At 42.6% G+C, this 18,140-nt stretch carries 13 protein-coding genes; 3 read left to right on the top strand and 10 right to left on the bottom strand.

The features are described from left to right. Window positions 1-50 precede the first annotated feature (50 nt). The 9 genes from sucD to proQ form a co-directional block, all read right to left on the bottom strand. A complete protein-coding gene (gene sucD / locus J5A60_RS03125) occupies window positions 51-923 on the bottom strand; it encodes a succinate--CoA ligase subunit alpha (RefSeq protein ID WP_109432890.1) in 873 nt (290 codons plus the stop codon). An 11-nt stretch (window positions 924-934) separates the two neighbouring features. Continuing rightward, the gene (sucC, locus tag J5A60_RS03120) at window positions 935-2,104 is read right to left on the bottom strand and encodes an ADP-forming succinate--CoA ligase subunit beta (protein WP_212510544.1); all 1,170 of its coding nucleotides are present in this window, start codon (window positions 2,102-2,104) and stop codon (window positions 935-937) included. 86 nt (window positions 2,105-2,190) lie between these two features. Then, window positions 2,191-3,396 carry a 2-oxoglutarate dehydrogenase complex dihydrolipoyllysine-residue succinyltransferase gene (gene odhB / locus J5A60_RS03115; RefSeq protein ID WP_212510543.1) on the bottom strand — a complete coding sequence of 402 codons (1,206 nt, stop codon included), beginning with the start codon at window positions 3,394-3,396 and terminating at the stop codon, window positions 2,191-2,193. A 115-nt stretch (window positions 3,397-3,511) separates the two neighbouring features. Beyond that, window positions 3,512-6,316, bottom strand: coding sequence for a 2-oxoglutarate dehydrogenase E1 component (sucA, locus tag J5A60_RS03110; RefSeq protein WP_212510542.1), 2,805 nt, complete (start codon window positions 6,314-6,316; stop codon window positions 3,512-3,514). Between the two features lie 221 nt (window positions 6,317-6,537). Next, window positions 6,538-7,179 (bottom strand): MBL fold metallo-hydrolase, encoded by a 642-nt coding sequence (locus J5A60_RS03105; RefSeq protein WP_212510541.1) that lies wholly within the window; start codon window positions 7,177-7,179, stop codon window positions 6,538-6,540. Window positions 7,180-7,248: 69 nt separating this feature from the next. Next, window positions 7,249-7,809 carry a YcbK family protein gene (locus J5A60_RS03100; RefSeq protein WP_212510540.1) on the bottom strand — a complete coding sequence of 187 codons (561 nt, stop codon included), beginning with the start codon at window positions 7,807-7,809 and terminating at the stop codon, window positions 7,249-7,251. A gap of 67 nt (window positions 7,810-7,876) precedes the next feature. Continuing rightward, window positions 7,877-9,328 carry a L,D-transpeptidase family protein gene (locus J5A60_RS03095; RefSeq protein WP_212510539.1) on the bottom strand — a complete coding sequence of 484 codons (1,452 nt, stop codon included), beginning with the start codon at window positions 9,326-9,328 and terminating at the stop codon, window positions 7,877-7,879. 74 nt (window positions 9,329-9,402) lie between these two features. After that, window positions 9,403-11,460, bottom strand: a complete 2,058-nt coding sequence (prc, locus tag J5A60_RS03090; RefSeq protein WP_212510538.1) for a carboxy terminal-processing peptidase — start codon at window positions 11,458-11,460, stop codon at window positions 9,403-9,405. 72 nt (window positions 11,461-11,532) lie between these two features. Then, window positions 11,533-12,141, bottom strand: coding sequence for an RNA chaperone ProQ (gene proQ, locus J5A60_RS03085; RefSeq protein WP_006717539.1), 609 nt, complete (start codon window positions 12,139-12,141; stop codon window positions 11,533-11,535). Window positions 12,142-12,363: 222 nt separating this feature from the next. Here proQ and J5A60_RS03080 point away from each other — a divergent pair, with 222 nt between their 5' ends. The 3 genes from J5A60_RS03080 to J5A60_RS03070 all read left to right on the top strand — a co-directional run bounded on the left by J5A60_RS03080 (window position 12,364) and on the right by J5A60_RS03070 (window position 16,755). After that, window positions 12,364-13,644: a paraquat-inducible protein A gene (locus J5A60_RS03080; RefSeq protein ID WP_212510537.1), complete on the top strand. Its 1,281-nt coding sequence runs from the start codon at window positions 12,364-12,366 to the stop codon at window positions 13,642-13,644. Beyond that, window positions 13,610-16,252: a PqiB family protein gene (locus J5A60_RS03075; protein ID WP_212510536.1), complete on the top strand. Its 2,643-nt coding sequence runs from the start codon at window positions 13,610-13,612 to the stop codon at window positions 16,250-16,252. The genes J5A60_RS03080 and J5A60_RS03075 overlap by 35 nt, the downstream gene beginning before the upstream one ends. A gap of 158 nt (window positions 16,253-16,410) precedes the next feature. Beyond that, a complete protein-coding gene (locus tag J5A60_RS03070) occupies window positions 16,411-16,755 on the top strand; it encodes a YgiW/YdeI family stress tolerance OB fold protein (protein WP_212510535.1) in 345 nt (114 codons plus the stop codon). 111 nt (window positions 16,756-16,866) lie between these two features. Here J5A60_RS03070 and pepT read toward each other — a convergent pair whose 3' ends face one another. Continuing rightward, complete coding sequence (gene pepT, locus J5A60_RS03065) at window positions 16,867-18,108, bottom strand: peptidase T (RefSeq protein ID WP_212510534.1); 1,242 nt, start codon at window positions 18,106-18,108, stop codon at window positions 16,867-16,869. Between the last annotated feature and the right edge of the window lie 32 nt (window positions 18,109-18,140).

Genomic DNA, 18,140 nt, shown 5'->3' with positions numbered 1-18,140 from the left:
GATTTTAAAAACGTTTTTAAAACCAACCGCACTTTTTTCATTCAAGGCAATTATTTATTCAACATTTCTCTTAACGCTGAACCGATTTCTGCCAAACTTCTCACGGTTTTCACACCGGCAGCTTCCAGTGCCGCAAATTTTTCATCAGCAGTCCCTTTTCCGCCACTGATAATGGCACCGGCATGCCCCATGCGTTTGCCTTTCGGCGCTGTCACGCCGGCAATGTAGCTCACCACCGGTTTGGTCACATGTTCTTTAATGAACGCTGCCGCTTCTTCCTCCGCGGAACCGCCAATTTCGCCGATCATGACAATCGCTTCCGTTTGCGGATCTTCTTGGAATAATTTCAAAATATCCACAAAGTTGGAGCCTGGGATTGGATCGCCGCCGATACCCACGCAAGTCGATTGACCAAAACCTTCGTCCGTGGTTTGTTTCACGGCTTCATAGGTCAACGTACCTGAGCGAGAAACAATACCGATTTTCCCTTTTTTATGAATGTTGCCCGGCATGATACCGATTTTGCATTCTTCCGGTGTAATCACGCCCGGACAGTTTGGCCCAATCATGCGCACACCTGTTTGGTTCAAACGTTGTTTCACCACCAGCATATCCAAGGTTGGGATGCCTTCGGTGATACAAATAATCAATTTAATCCCAGCATCAATCGCCTCTAAAATCGCATCTTTACAGCCCGGCGCCGGCACATAAATCACCGTTGCTGTGGCACCGGTTGCCTCGACTGCATCGCGTACGGTGTCAAACACAGGCAATCCTAAATGGGTCGTGCCACCTTTATTTGGTGAAACGCCTCCCACCAGTTTAGTGCCATAAGCTAATGCTTGTTCGGAGTGGAATGTACCTTGACCGCCGGTGAAACCTTGGCAAATTACTTTCGTATCTTTATTAATTAAAATTGACATACTATTGCTCCTTATGCGTTAGCCTTTGCCGCTTTCACCGATTCTACCGCCGCATCAGTCAACGTTTGGGCAGCAATAATATTCAAACCGCTCTTCGCTAAAATTTCACGGCCTAACGGGGCATTATTACCTTCTAAACGCACCACCACCGGCACGTTGACACCCACTTCGTTCACAGCCGCCACAATCCCTTCAGCAATCAGATCGCAGCGTACAATGCCACCAAAAATATTGACGAGTACCGCTTTTACATTTTTATCGGAAAGAATAATTTTAAACGCTTCTGCAACGCGTTCTTTGGTTGCACCGCCGCCCACGTCCAAGAAGTTCGCCGGTTGACCGCCGTGTAACTTCACAATATCCATAGTACCCATGGCAAGCCCTGCGCCGTTCACCATGCAACCGATATTGCCGTCTAATGCCACATAGTTAAGTTGGAAACTTTCCGCTAAGGCTTCGCGCGGGTCTTCTTGGCTTGGATCTTGCATTGCGGCTAAAGCCGGTTGACGATATAGCGCATTGCCATCCACCACGATTTTGGCATCTAAACAAAGGAGGTTCCCCTCTTTTGTAACCACCAGTGGGTTCACTTCTAATAGAGACAAATCTCTTTCTACGAACATTTTTGCCATTTGGGTAAAAATATGAGCAAATTGTTTCACTTGATCGCCTTTTAAACCTAATTTAAACGCCAGCTCACGCCCTTGATATGGCATACCACCGGTAAGCGGATCAATCGCCATTTTGTGTAATAAGTGCGGTGTTTTTGCCGCGACTTCTTCGATATTCATCCCACCCTCAGTGGACACCATGAACACCACACGTTGAGAAGCACGATCGAGTACCGCGCCTAGATACAATTCACGTTCAATTTGTGAGCCTTCTTCTACATAAATCGTGTTTACCGGCTGACCATTGGCATCCGTTTGGAAAGTGACCAAACGTTGCCCTAACCATTTATTCGCAAACTCTCTGACTTCCGCTTCGTTGCGTACAAGTTTCACGCCACCCGCTTTACCGCGTCCACCGGCATGCACTTGACATTTCGCCACCCAAGCATCACCGTCTAACTGTTTAATCGCCTCTGCCGCTTCATCTGCGGTTTTACAGGCAATGCCTTTGCCCACCGGCAATTTGTATTCGGCAAAAACTTGCTTACTTTGATATTCATGTAGATTCATAGAAAATCCTCTGTTAAATGCCCTAATTTTTATTGTCTGTTGAAACAAAGAACCGCCTGCCTTACGCACACGCGGTTCTTCTTTCTTTAGATTTCTAGCAATAATCTTGTTGGGTCTTCCAACAATTCTTTCACGGTGACCAAGAAACCGACAGACTCACGGCCATCAATTAAACGGTGGTCATAACTTAATGCCAAATACATCATTGGACGAATCACCACTTGACCATCCACAGCAACCGGACGCTCTTTAATGGCGTGCATACCCAAAATCGCGCTTTGCGGTGGGTTGATAATTGGAGTGGACATCAAAGAACCAAACACACCACCGTTAGTAATCGTAAAGTTACCGCCGGTTAAATCTTCCACAGTCAACTTACCATCACGTCCTTTTTCCGCTAAGGCTTTAATCGATTTTTCAATGTCTGCCATAGAAAGGTTGTCGCAATCACGCAATACCGGGGTCACCAAACCACGTGGCGTGGAAACCGCTATGCTCACGTCAAAATAATTGTGATAAACCACATCGTCACCGTCAATGGAGGCATTCACTTCCGGATAACGTTTTAAGGCTTCTACCACCGCTTTGATGTAGAAAGACATAAAACCTAAACGTACGCCGTGTTGTTTTTCAAATTTTTCGCCGTATTGTTTACGCAAATTCATGATCGGTTGCATATCCACTTCATTGAATGTGGTTAACATCGCTGTATTATTTTTGGCTTCCAACAAACGTTCGGCAATTCGTTTACGTAAACGGGTCATCGGCACGCGTTTTTCACTGCGTGCGGAATATGCCATCGTGCTGACGGTCGTTTCTGCCGGTTTAGGCGCAGCTGCACGTTTTGCGATAACCGCTTCGACGTCTTCGCGGGTAATACGACCGCCCACGCCAGTGCCTTTCACGTCAGATGCTTGAATATCATGTTCCGCCAATAAACGACGAACTCCCGGACTTAACGCATCCGTGGTATGAGGCTCATCCGGCACTTCGGTACGACGATCCGCTGGTGTCGGTTCTGCCGTTTTTTCCATGGCTGCTGCAGCGGCTGTTGCGGAAGCTTCCAATTTACCCAACAACTGCTTGCTCACGACTGTGGCGCCTTCATCCTGTACAATTTCACTGATCACGCCGTCTGCTTGAGCCGGCACTTCAAGCACCACTTTATCTGTTTCAATTTCCACAATTACTTCATCGCGTTTCACCGCATCGCCTGCTTTTTTATGCCAAGTGGCGACTGTTGCATCAGCAACTGACTCAGGCAAATCCGGGACAAGAATTTCAATAGTCATAATTTCATTCCTTTTTTCTATTCATTTAGCTAAGTATCAATGTTGTTAAGCATAAAGTGCGGTCGTTTTTAAGGTGTTTTTAAAACAAGCGAAAAATACACCGCACTTTAACGGATTAAAGCGTCAATGCATCTTCCACCAATTGTTTTTGCTGTTTGGCATGCAATGACAAATAACCTACCGCCGGTGAAGCAGAAGCCGGGCGGCCGGCATAAGACAATTTGGCATTGTCCGGAATCACTGCCTCAAAGTTATGTTTACTGCAATACCAAGCCCCTTGGTTCAGGGGCTCTTCTTGACACCATACAAAATCCGTTACATGTGAATAAGGTGCTAAAGCGGCTTTCACATCGTCATGCGGGAACGGATAAAGTTGCTCAATACGAATGATAGCCACGTTATCCTGTTCATTTTTACGGCGTTGCTCCAATAAATCGTAATATACTTTACCGGCACACATCACCACACGTTTCACATTTTTCGGATCAAGGTTGTCAATTTCACCAATGACCGTTTGGAATGTGCCGTTAAGCAATTCATCCATACTGGACACCGCTAACGGATGACGTAACAAGGATTTCGGTGAAATACCAATTAACGGACGGCGCATTTTACGAATCGCTTGGCGACGTAACATGTGATACACCTGCGCCGGCGTTGAAGGCACACAAACTTGCATATTTTGTTCTGCACAAAGCTGCAAATAACGCTCCAAACGGGCAGATGAGTGTTCCGGGCCTTGTCCTTCGTAACCGTGTGGTAGCAACATCACTAAGCCACACATTCTACCCCATTTTTGCTCGCCGGAGCTGATGAATTGGTCAATCACGATTTGCGCCCCGTTGGCGAAATCACCAAACTGCGCTTCCCAAATGGTTAAGGTTTTCGGATCCGTGGTGGCATAGCCGTATTCAAAGGCAAGCACCCCTTCTTCGGTTAAAACGGAATCCCATACTTCAAAGCGACCTTGATTGGCGTGTAATTGGGTTAATGGCACATAGCCGGTACCGTCTTTTTGATTATGTACGACGGCATGACGATGGAAGAACGTACCACGACCGGCATCTTCACCGGATAAACGCACATGAATGCCTTCATCCAATAAGGTGGCGTACGCCATGGTTTCCGCCATCCCCCAGTCCAATAATTTTTCGCCTCGACCCATTTCTTGGCGGTCGGCATAGATTTTTTCAACACGAGGATGCGGTTGCACGTAATCCGGATAGTGAGAGACACGTTTTGCTAAGGTTTTAAACCGCTCTTCCGGGAATTTACTTTCATACGGCGCCGTCCAGTCATAGTTGAGATACTGCAACCAGTCCACTTTTGCCATATCCATAGGGCGCCATTCCGGCACGACACATTCGCCGTTATCCAAGGCATCACGGTATAAATTGGAAATTTCAGTGGCATCTTCTTCTGTAATCACGCCTTCTTGAATTAAACGATTGGCATACACCTTCGGTGGTGTTGGATGTTTTTTGATAATGCCGTACATCATCGGCTGAGTCGCCAATGGCTCGTCTGCTTCGTTATGACCATGACGACGGTAGGAAATCAAATCAATGAAAATATCCCGTTTAAAGACCGCGCGATATTCCACCGCCATACGGGCAGCAAAAGCAACCGCTTCTGGGTCATCGCCGTTCACGTGAATAATCGGCGCTTGAATCATTTTCGCGATGTCGGTACAAAATTCGGTAGAACGGGTGTCCGTCGGGTTAGAGGTGGTAAAACCAATTTGGTTATTGATCACAATACGAATCGTGCCGCCCACTTTATAACCACGCGCATTGGACATGTTTAAGGTTTCTTGCACGATACCTTGACCGGTAACCGCGGAGTCACCGTGCACCGTTACCGCCAACACTTTATTATGTTCGGTGTCTTGTTTACGGGTTTGTCTTGCGCGGACAGAACCAATCACAACCGGGCTCACAATTTCCAAGTGAGACGGGTTAAAGGCAAGTGTCAGATGTACTTTTTTATCATCCACAGCAAAATCAGAGGAGAAACCTTGGTGATATTTCACGTCACCGGTGCGATTATCTTCCGCATGTTTACCGGCAAACTCATCAAATAAGTCGCTTGGGCGTTTACCAAACACGTTGACTAACATATTTAAACGACCACGGTGCGCCATGCCCAAGACCACATCGTCCATCCCATTACGGCTAGCATGACGGATGATCTCTTTCATCATCGGAATAAACGCATCGCTTCCTTCCAAAGAAAAACGTTTCGCACCCGGGAATTTCGCCCCTAAATAACGTTCTAAGCCATCCGCTGCCGTTAATTCTTTCAGCAAATTGATTTTTTCGTCTTTAGTGAAAAGCGGTTGTTGAATCCATTTTTCTTGTTTGCTTTGCAACCAATTACGCTGTTCCATATCATGAATGTGCATAAACTCAAGCCCGATATTACCACAATAAGTGGCTTTCAAATCGCGGGCTAAATCACGGAGCTTCATGCTTTCTTTGCCATAAACGGCATAGTCGATATTGAAACTTTCGTCCAGATCAGCGTCGGTTAATCCATGTTGGTGATAATCTAATTCAGGCACCGAGGAAGTTTTCCAACGATAATAATTGAGAGGGTCGAGTGTGGCTTCAATGTAACCACGAGAACGGTATGCGTTAATGAATTGTAAAACTTTGACTAATTTGGCGCTCGCTTCCGGATCAATCACGGTCACGCTCTGTCCATGATTTTCTCGCGCTAAACGGCGAAAATAATCGCGCACCGTTGAATGGGGTTGCTCAAGTGCGGTGGATTTTGGCAGCGTTTTAAAAATTTCCTGCCAACTGGCATCCACACTGTTCGGATCCTCAAGATAACTTTCATAAAGATCCTCAATATAAGACTGATTTGCCCCACCTAATGCACTGGAGGAGAGCCATTCATGTAAAGAATGCTGCATACATACCACCTTAAGATTTAAATACGCTAACAAACAACGTAACGGTAAATAAAATACAGAAGAATTTTCTGCGCTTTGAATGCTCGCATTATGCCAAAAGCATTCATTTGATACTGTGATCTAGGTTTGAATTTTTACAAAAAATTAACTTTTGTGTAAAAAAAGAGCAGTGAAAATATTTTTATTTCTCACCGCACTTTCTAAAAAATTAATGAGGTAATTTACTCGCTCGCTTTGACATAAGGGTTGGTTCGTTTTTCTTCACCAATAGTGGTATAAGGCCCATGCCCGGGTACAACAATCATATCATCTCCCAAAGGGTATAATTTATTACGAATCGACGCCAGAATTGCCTCATAGTTGCCCCCAGGGAAATCTGTTCGTCCAATGCCATTTTTGAACAACACATCACCGGTAAAAGCAATACGTTTTTGATGTTCTATAAAACCGATATGCCCTGGCGTATGTCCCGGCAAGTGTAAAACCTCAAACGTGAAATCACCGATATTGAGCGTTTCACCATCCTGATCTAACCAACGATCCGGTTCAAAAGCAGACACCTCAAACAGCATGCCAAATTTTTCTGACTGTTGTGGCAAGTTTTTAAACCAATAATCATCTTGCGAATTAGAACCCCAAATTTGGACATTAAAATGCTGTTTTAATTTTTCTGCCGCCCCCAAATGGTCTAAATGGCCGTGAGTTAATAAAATCACTTGTAAATTCAGCCCAAGTTCTTCAATCCGTTTAATCAGTTTTTCCGCTTCTCCACCCGGGTCGATAATTGCCGCTTTTTTTTCATCGTCCCAAATTAAAGAACAATTTTGTTGAAATGCCGTTACAGGAATAATTTCAATGTTCATACGATACTCGCCATATTTTTCGGTAAAAAAACCGCACAAAAGTGCGGTCTAAATTTCAGATGTTTTTTACTAACTACCGCGCCAAGTACGCACCGGGCCGGTATCCATGTGCACAAAATTACTGTGCGGATAAAAACCGACACCACCATTTTGTAGCGCATCAACCGCATCACGTACTTTCGCTAACGGAACACCATCAATGCGAAAATCAATGGCTTGTCCACGAATATGGTAGCTATTACTTGCTACTCCACGGCTACGACGATGCATTGCCGCATTGCTGGCAGCAGAACGATAGCCACAAATAATTTGAATTTCCGTGTTACGTAAACCAAGATTCTGCTGTACCTGATAAAATTTAGTGAACAGATTTGGATCCATTTGATGAACCTGATTGGTACGCTTATCACGTAGAAGGTGGTCTAACAATCGCAACGTGGCGTTACTGAAACCACGTCCAAGCGCAAATTCTGCACTCAGTTTCTCACCGGTATTAATGTTACGAAAACTTAGTAGGCGTGGTTTTGGCGTTGATACAGCCGCTAAAACCGTATTCGGTAAAAGCGAAGCGCCTAATACAATTCCCCCTAGCGATAACCATTTACGTCGACTATGGTTAATATGACTCATTATGTATTTCCTAAATATGATCGCAATCCGTTTACTTGATTAAAGTTACCAAGCTAAATCCCACGGATTAACGTTGAATATAGTGTTTTAAAATATCCCAATTAATATAACTTAAATCAGGCGTTTTGTCATAACCGTAAATATCCGGCAAAGTGTGAACTTGATCTTTATCCACCCATGCAGTGATATAATATAAAAAGACCGGATTGTCGGATTTAATACCCGCTGAGGTTGTTTTTTTACTTTTCAGCACATTTTGTTTTCTTTCATCTGTCCAACCCGCTTCTTTCAATAGAATAGTGGCCAACTGATCGGATTTTTCCACACGGACACAACCAGAACTTAACGCACGGTTTTTATTGCCAAATAAATTACGTTTCGGTGTATCGTGCAAATAAATCGCCTCAGAACTCGGCATGTTGAATTTATAGTTCCCTAATGCACTGTTATCACTTGGAGCTTGGCGTAAACGATATGGGAATCTTTTCGCCGACATATTTTCCCAATCGATAGTATAAGGATCGATAGTATTGCCACTACCATCAATAATCGTATAGCCATGGCGATAAATATAACTCGGATCTTTACGTACTTTGGGAATAATGTCTTCGTTAATCAAACGGGTTGGCGCATTCCAAGGCGGGTTCACTACCACATTACTCAAACGACTAGACATCACTGGTGTTTTACGGCTGGATTGCCCAACAATCACACGGGAACTTAAAACCACTTGTCCATCGCGATAATAATTGAGTTCGTAACTTGGAATATTCACGAAAATACCATCTTGGAAAGCCGGTAAAATGCGTAAACGTTGAGCATTAATCGCCAAACGATGCAATTCAACCACATTATGCTGATCAACACCCGCTTCAATCACATGAGCAACGCGCGCCGATGTTTGCTTAAAGAGCGCATTTTCGCCGGAAAGATTTTTCACAAAAGTAAAATTATCATTATTTTTGACCGCACTTAACCATGCAGACACTTGCTCATCACTTAACTGACCGGCTTTATAGCTATTGCCTGCATATAACCATTTTTGTGCGGATTTCGCTACATTGGTGGCATAAAACAAATAATCTAAAAATGCATCGGTTAACAGAACATCTTCAATTAACTCGCCTTTTCCAGCGGCTTCATGGATCGCATTTAAAGCATTTGCTGAGCGTTTTGAAATTCCCCCGGCAATAGCTAAGGCATAATCGTGTAAAAATTGCTGCTTGGCCTGATTATCTGTCCAAATTGGAGAAAAATGATTCTCAACATAAATTTTGGCAATTAAAGGTTTAAATTGAAGAGAGATATCACCAAAACGCTCAGAGAAAAGTTTTTCAGCCTCAAGCGCCAAGCGTTTTTTCTCTGCCGCTAAACGCGCTTCCTCGACCTTATTTTCGAGCTCCAACTGCTGTGTGGCGAGAGTTAAATCACTTTGCTGTAATTCTTCTGCAGCGACATTCCCCACATAAAGCGCGCTTATCATCGCGAGAGTAACTACTTTAAACGTTCGAGTATTCATCAACTTACCTTAATTTTTATAAACTTTCTTAAAAACGACCGCACTTAGAAAAGTGCGATCCAAAAACAAGAGATTTATTGATTTGCAGACTTATCAGCCTGTTTTATTTCAGCCTTTTTCTGCTCAAATTTAACCATATCTGCCGCAATTGCAGCTGCCTCTTTCAAGAAGAAATCCGGCGCTTCATAATCTTTCGGCAAATCATCAATATCTTTCAATGGCTTTTTACCTTCACGTTTGAAACGCTCATTAATGTCTTTCAAACGTTTCTCGTCATCTTTATCATTTTCCGCTTTGCGTTTTTGATAATTTAACGACAAGAACTTACGTTCACGACGTTCATTACGCACTTTTAAATCTTCGTTAAGTGCAATAAATTCCGGATTTTTCGCCATTCGGTCATTATGTTTTTGCACCAATTCAGAGACTGGTTCGCGTGCTTCGCTCACCTCAGAATAATTCACTGACGGAATTTTATCCCATGGCAACGCATTATCTTCTTTTTCTTCACCGTATTCTTTACTATCAATGACATCTGGGAATTGAATATCCGGCGCAACACCTTTCAGCTGTGTACTACCGCCATTGATACGATAGAATTTTTGAATCGTATATTGCAATAAACCCAGTGGCGTTTGATCCAAATCATAAACAAAATTCAAGGAACGACTTTGTTGAACGGTACCTTTTCCATAAGAATTTTGCCCGATAACAACGCCACGGTTATAGTCTTGGATTGCTGCTGCAAAAATTTCAGAGGCTGATGCACTAAAACGGTTGATCATCACCAATAACGGACCGGTATATTGCTGCGCATTATCCGGATCTTCATGTACACGAATGCGTTGATAAGCATCACGAACCTGAACAACCGGGCCATCACTAATAAATAAACCGGTTAAACCAACAGCTTCTGTTAAAGCACCACCGCCATTTTCACGAAGATCAACAATTAATGCAGACGCTTTTTTCGCTTTTATGTCGTTAAGTAATTTTTTGACATCTTCTGTTAATCCCAAGTAAAAACTAGGAATCTTAATCACAGCAACATCAACGCCATCCATTTTCTCAATCGTTAATTTTGCTGCTTGGTCTTCAATACGAATTTTGTCACGTACCAAGGTAACAATACGAGACTTGCCACCTTTAGCCGATTCAACTTCCAAACGAACTTTAGACCCTTTTTTACCTTTGATCTTGTCAACAATGTCCTCTAAGCGCCAACCGACTACATCTTCAATTTCACCTTTTTCTTGGCCTACACCAATAATTTTATCGCCAGCTTTAAGTTTTTTGCTACGTTCTGCCGGCGCGCCAGGCACTAACGATTTAATGCTGGTTTCATCGTCTTCAGACTGTAACGTAGCGCCAATACCTTCCAAAGAAAGATTCATACTTTCATTGAAGCTTTTTGCCGTACGAGGCGCTAAATAACTGGTATGTGGGTCGATTTCACGGGCAAATGCGTTTAAGTAGGTTTGTACCACATCATCCGCTTTGGTTTGAGTCAATCGACGAATGGCCAAGTTATAGCGTTTAACTAATTTCTCTTTAATTTCAGGCCATTTTTTGTCTTTTAATTTCAAATTGATGATGTCATTTTTAACACGGGCTTCCCATAATTTATCGGCTTCCGCTTCCGTTTTAGGCCATGCGGCTTTTTCACGATCAATTTCAATTTGCGTATCGTCATTTAAAGCAGGTTCTTTATCCAACAAAGACAATGCGTAACGATAACGCTCATAACGACGTTTCATCATTAAATCATAGATATTAAACGCAATATCCAAGTTGCCTGCATTCAATTCATCATCAATTTTTTTGCTATATTTTGCGCGTAAATCATCAATATCCGACTGTAAAAAAGTATTACGGTTAAAGTCTAACCCTTTGAGATAACGGTCAAAAATTTTCTCAGAGAATTCGTCATCTAATTGAAATTTACGATAATGAGACTGCGTCAAACGTGTTGTCGCCCGCTTCGTGGCAAACATATTCGCTTCAGAAGGTTGCAGTGCAACAATATCTGAAGGCTTTAACTTAGGTTGTACCGCGTCAACAACACCCGCATTAAGAAACAACGTTCCTAATACAAGTGCGGTCAAATAATTTTTCGTTTTACTCAATTTCATTCAAACTTTCCTAATATATACGGCAAAAACAAAATGAAGTTATCTGCACAGATAACTTCATTAAAAGTTGGTTTAAGCAAATAAGCGATCTGCTGTGACGTTTACGACCAAACCGTTATCTAATTCTACGCGGGCGGCCTCGTTGGAGAATTCCAACACTTTAGCATTTTGCGCTCTGTCGCCCACTTTGACCTTCACCAGCTGACCTTCTTGTAACTCTGCCATGTTTACGCTGGTCAGCGCTAATTTAGGTTTACGTGCCATTTTTTCACCCTGTTTTGGAGTACGACGCGCCGGGCGCTTTTTCTCCGTTGCCGGCTTGGCGGCTTTTTCCGCTGCGCGTTTTTGTGCAACCAATGCTTTAGCTTCCGCTAATTGTTGAGCAGCATGATCCGCATGTTCCTGTTCTAATTCACCAGCCGGATTACCTTGTAAATCCACACGCACGGCACCCACTTTACAACCATGTAAATAGCGCCAGTTAGACGTATATTGACGTAAAGCATGACGTAATTGTGTTTTACTTACGCGTTCATCATCTTTTAATGCTTCACTTAAATCTTGGAACAAACCGATTTTTAATGGTTTTGCTTCGCCCTCAAGAGAAAAACAGAGCGGAAATTTTTCCGCCAAATAAGCAATTATTTCTTTATTATTAGTTAATTTTTGTACTTCTGTCATGACGAAATCCTGTAGACATCCTATATAGATTTTGAATAGAAAAAACTTGCCACATTTTAGCCACTTTGGCTAAAAATGACAATGAATAATCAGTTTTAGCGTGGAGAAATCATAAACGCCGGCAAAAACGACCGCACTTTTTTATGCCATCTTCAGCAAATCCGTGCCAAAAGAAAAGAACCAGTATAAAATACGCGTTTCTTTAATGAGGAATAACAATTCATGACAGGCAAGTTACAAACCGATTTGACCAAGGCAAATTACTCCCGCATAGCCCGCTGCGGCGATTGTAATGCCGTGATCAAAATTCTGCCCTTACAAAAAGGCCAACGCGCTGTCTGTCCGCGCTGCCATAATGTGTTGTACTCAACCAACCGCTGGAGCCTTAAACGCTGTTCCATTATAGCCCTTTCAATTTTGATACTCATGCCCTTTGCGCTCACCTACCCGCTGTTGAGCATTCACCTGCTCGGTGAAAAAATTAATGCTTCGGTATGGCAAGGGGTTTGGAAAATGGCAACACAAGGCTTCTCTTATACGGCATTTTTAATTTTTATTTGTGCTGTTTTTATGCCTATTGCCTTTGCGCTTTTAGTCATTTTGTTGCGCTTAGCGCAAATGGTCAAAGCCAAACCTCGCAACCTTTTAATCTCCTTAGGCTACATTAAACCGTGGGTCATGTTTGATGTATATTTAGTGGCGCTGGGGGTGACGATGTTCAAAGTAAAAGAATACGCCACGTTAGAATTGGATATTTATTTAATCGCCTTTATTTTTACTGCACTTTTAACCACGTTATTATTTATCAAAATTAACCCGGCAGAAGTGTGGAATGATTTTTACCCACAAAGTAAGGCGGTCAACGACATCACCAAAGCAGAGGATTTGCGCTACTGTCATTATTGCCAATACAGTTTCCTCAATCCCTTGACGGATAATAAAGGCAAAGAAATTTGCCCCCGTTGTTATTCGCAAATTGATATTCCTTCTGCCATAAAATTACAACGGACTTGGGCGTTATTGTTAGCCGGTATTATCATGCTCTTTCCGGCAAACCTGCTGCCCATCTCGGTAATTTATGTCAATGGAGCACCAAGTGCCGATACGCTAATGTCCGGCGTGCTAAGTTTTATTGACATGGGAAGCTATTTCATTGCCTTTGTCGTTTTCACCGCCAGTATTTTCGTCCCCGTCAGTAAGGTATTGATTATTTTATATTTACTGATTTGTGTACATTTTAAGCTGAGACATTCCATCCGCTGGCAAATGGGTTTATTGCATGCGGTCCATTTTGTCGGTCGCTGGTCGATGTTGGATTTATTCGTTTTAGCACTCATGATGTCCTTAGTAACCAGAGGGCAAATTATTGATTTTTCTGTAGGCACTGCTGCGCTGTATTTTGGCGCTTCAGTTTTCTTAACAATGATTGCGGCGGAACAATTTGATAGCCGCTTAATTTGGGAAATTTATGACAGACAACACAAAACACACAACACACACTGAAGTCGATACCAACGTCACTCAAAATAGACGTATTTCGCCTTTTTGGCTTCTTCCTTTCATTGCGCTTTGTATTGGCGCTATCTTGTTCTTCCAAATAATTCAGGAACAAGGCATTAGCGTTCGTATTACTTTTGCAAATGGTGAAGGTTTAGTCGCAGATAAAACTCAAATCCGCTATCAAGGTTTACAGATCGGTGTTGTAAAAAAAGTGAATTTCACCGATGACCTACAAAAAGTCGATGTGGTGGCTAATATTTACCCAGAAGCAAGAAGCGTGCTGCGTGAAAACACCAAATTCTGGTTAGTCAAACCAAGTGCTTCTTTGGCAGGGATTTCAGGGCTAGATGCCTTGGTGTCAGGTAACTACATCACATTACAACCGGGTGATGGCGATGCCAAAAACGAATTTATTGCAGAAACAGAAGGTCCGATTGCACAATTAAACCCTGGTGATTTATTAATTCATTTAATCGCCGATGATCTGGGTTCTATCTCCATTGGTGCCTCAATTTATTACAAAAAAATGCCCGTGGGGAAAGTTTATGACTACCATTTCACCGAAGACGGTAAAAAAGTCGAAATTGATATTGTCATCGACAAACCTTATGCAAAATTTGTGAAAAAAGACAGCCACTTTTGGAACATCAGCGGCATTAATGCCAACATCGGTGTTTCCGGTTTAAATGTGAACGTTGATAGTCTGAATGCGGTGGTGCAAGGCGCTGCCGCTTTTGATTCACCACACGACAGCCCGATTGCGGAAATGAATGAAACCTATACGCTTTATTCCAATTTACAAGCGGCAAAACGCGGCATTAATATCAGCGTGAATATTCCGAATGTCGCCGGCTTAGAGGCAGGCAAAACGCAAGTGTATTACCAAAATACGGAAATTGGTGTGCTATCCAAATTAAGTGCGGTAGAAAATAACGATGAAATGTTAAGTGGTACATTGCTCATTGATCCGAACCTAACCAATTTATTTAAAACTAATACCCACATTGTATTGCGAGCGAAAAAAAGTGGCTTAGGCGATTTAACCGATATTCAAAAACTTTTACGCGGTCAATATTTTGAAGTTCTGCCGGGCGATGGTGATAATCAAACCGTCTTTAATGTAATTAAAGAAAGTGAGTTACTGCTCAAACAACCGAACACCTTGGTGCTCACTTTGAGCGCACCGGAAACCTACGGCATTAGCGAAGGACAACCACTAATTTATAACAACATTCAAATTGGTGAAGTGGTTGCGCAACATGTCGCTTCCGATGGGGTGCAATTTAAAGTTGCCGTTGCCGCTGATTATCGCTATTTGATCCACAGTGATACGTTATTTGTTGCCGCATCCAATTTTGATGTGAGTATTGGCGTTGATGGCTTACGCTTTGAAGCTGCCACGCCAGAACGATGGTTACAAGGCGGCATTCGAGTTATTGCAGGCAAAGAACAAAGTAAAGCAAAAGAAAATTATGTACTTTATCGCGATTTAACCAGTGCAGAGGCCGGTATTACCGATAATAGCCCCAATCCGACAACCACCCTGACAACGTCCAATTTGCCAAGTATTAACAAAGGGTCATTGGTACTTTATCGCCAATATGAAGTGGGCAAAATTTTAGATATCCGTCCACAACAGCAAAACTTTGCAGTTGATGTATTTATTTATCCGAAATATCAACACTTATTAACTGATAAAAGCCTGTTCTGGGTGGAAAGTGCGGCGCAAATTGACATTACGCCGAAAGGTATCAGCATTCAAGCAACACCGATTACCCGTTCACTAAAAGGCGCAATCAGTTTTGATAACAGTGGTAGCAAACATAATCGCACCCTTTATCCGAATGAACTTCGAGCAAAATCTGCCGGACAACAAATTATCCTCACGGCAGAAGATGCGACGAATTTAAGTAAAGGCATGGCGCTACGTTATTTGGGTTTAACGATCGGCGAAATTGACAGCGTTCAATTAGATCAAAAAAATAATAAAATCATCAGCAAAGCGTTGATTCATCCGAATTATATGGCATTAATTGCCAAAGAAGGCTCCCGTTTCAAAGTGATTTCACCGCAAATTTCCGCGGGTGGTATTGAAAATATCGACAGCCTATTACAACCGTATATTGATGTAGAGATTGGTTCCGGCAAAACGAAAACCCAATTTACCTTAACCCAATCCATCAGCAATAACATCAAATACACCAATGGCTTGCCGCTTGTCTTAGAAACGACAGATGCGTTAAACATTACTACCGGTTCGCCGATCATGTATCGTGGTGTAGAAGTAGGTACAATTAAAAATTTAGAGCTAAACTCCCTCGGCGATCGCGTATTAATTCATATTGTCATTGCGTCAAAATACCAACATTTAGTCCGCAAAAACTCTGAATTCTGGATTGCTTCGGGCTACGATTTCAACCTGAGCTTGTCTGGGGCACAATTTAACACCGGCAGCGTACAGCAATTGCTCAAAGGAGGAATTTCTTTCTCTACGCCATCCGGCACAGTCGTTCAGGAACCAGCGAAAGCGAATCAACGTTTCTTATTGCAAATAAAACGTCCGCAAGATAGCCAGAAATGGAATCAGGGTGCATTGCCGCCAAGCCATTAAAGTGCGGTCATTTTTCCAAGCGTTTTTTATTTTAAATATTGAATAAAAATATTTAATATTTTAAGAATTTCTTAAGAAACACCACTTATAATGCGCCACATCCGACACAAACAGCGATGTGGCGTGACTATTCCATCTGATATTATTTAGGAGTCTTTATGAAAAAAATCGTAACCTTAGCAGCATTATTAGCCATGTCTTCTACCGCATTTGCCGGTTTTCAAGACACTAACGCAAGTAACAATCTAACCACCGTGCAAGCGGCACAAAAAATGGCTGATCACGCCCCAGTTACTTTAGAAGGCAACTTTGTTCGTCAAATTGATGACGATGAATTTGTTTTCCGTGATAGCACGGGTGAAATCAAAGTGGATGTTGATGATCACGCGTGGAAAGGCGTCAATGTCACGCCAAACGATCGCGTTCGCATTCAAGGTTCCGTTGATAAAGATTTTGGTGAACCGACAAGCATTGAAGTACATCAAATTCAAAAAATTCAATAATTCACTCAAGCACCGCCTTTACGGCGGTGTTTTTTATATATAACAAACACACCAAAAACAAACCGCACTTTGACTAAAAAAGCCAAAGTGCGGTTTGTTTTTGAAATGAATTTATTTCTTCGTTGCTAATTCAAGTAACTTCACAATCACGTTCACGGCATCTTTCATGCCTTCCAGCGTAATCAATTCATGCTTGCTATGGAAGTTATAACCGCCGGTAAAAATATTCGGACAAGCCAAACCCTTTTCCGCCAACCACGCGCCGTCTGTACCACCACGAATCAATTTATGATTAGGGGTAATATTACATTGTTTCATGGCTAAATCGGCTAGCTCAATGGCTTGCGGAACCTGTTTAATCACCTCATACATATTTTTATAGTTTTCCGTTAAAACCAATTCAACCGGTTTTAACAAACGTTTTTGTCGGTTAAATTTTTCCACTAAATCACGGATAAATTGTTTACGTTTTTCAAAATGAGCGCTGTCAAAATCGCGGATTAAATACTGTAATTCCACTTTTTCAATCGTCCCGTCAAAGTGGTTCAAATGGAAAAAACCTTCTCGTGCGTCCGTTTGTTCCGGCACTTCCGTCGCCGGGAACGCATTTTGAAATTCGCAGGCCAACGCAAGCGCATTAATCATTTTGTGCTTTGCATAACCAGGATGAATATTGCATCCGTAGAAAGTGATTTTTGCGGAAGCTGCATTGAAATTTTCATATTCCAATTCACCGACTGCGCCACCATCTATCGTATACGCCCAATCACAAGAAAAACGCTCAAACGGGAAAAATTGCATCCCTAAACCAATTTCTTCATCCGGGGTAAACGCCACCCGAATATTGCAGTGAGGTAAATTCTCGGTTTTCAAGCGATAAAGTGCGGTCATAATTTCCGCTATTCCGGCTTTGTTATCCGCGCCCAACAACGTTTTACCGTCCGTGACGATTAAGGTTTTGCCGACCAGTTGGTGTAAGAAAGGATAATACACCGGGCTGATAAACTCTTCCCCGATACCCAAAGCAATATCGCCACCACGATAGTTATCAATCACTTCAGGTTGTACATGTTTGCCGCTGCAATCCGGCGAGGTGTCGAGATGGGCAATTAAACCAATTGTCGGCGCGTGAGGATCTACGTTGGAGGGTAAAAATGCGGTTAATACAGCGTGTTTATTGAGCTCGATTTCTTGCAACCCGAGTGCCACCAATTCTTGCTGTAACAGTTTGGCTAAGGCTAATTGTCCTGCCGAACTAGGAGAAATTTTCGCACCAAGTTTGGCTTGCGTATCATAACTCACATAATTAAAAAAACGCTCCAACACCGGTTCTCGAGATAATAAATCTTGCATTCTTTTTCTCCCTTATTTTTATCTAATTTGAC

The sequence above is a fragment of the Aggregatibacter sp. oral taxon 513 genome (assembly GCF_018128305.1).
Lineage (GTDB): Bacteria > Pseudomonadota > Gammaproteobacteria > Enterobacterales > Pasteurellaceae > Aggregatibacter > Aggregatibacter segnis_A.
Note: the sequence above shows the minus strand (reverse complement) of the source record. Positions and strands in the feature narration are given on the sequence as shown.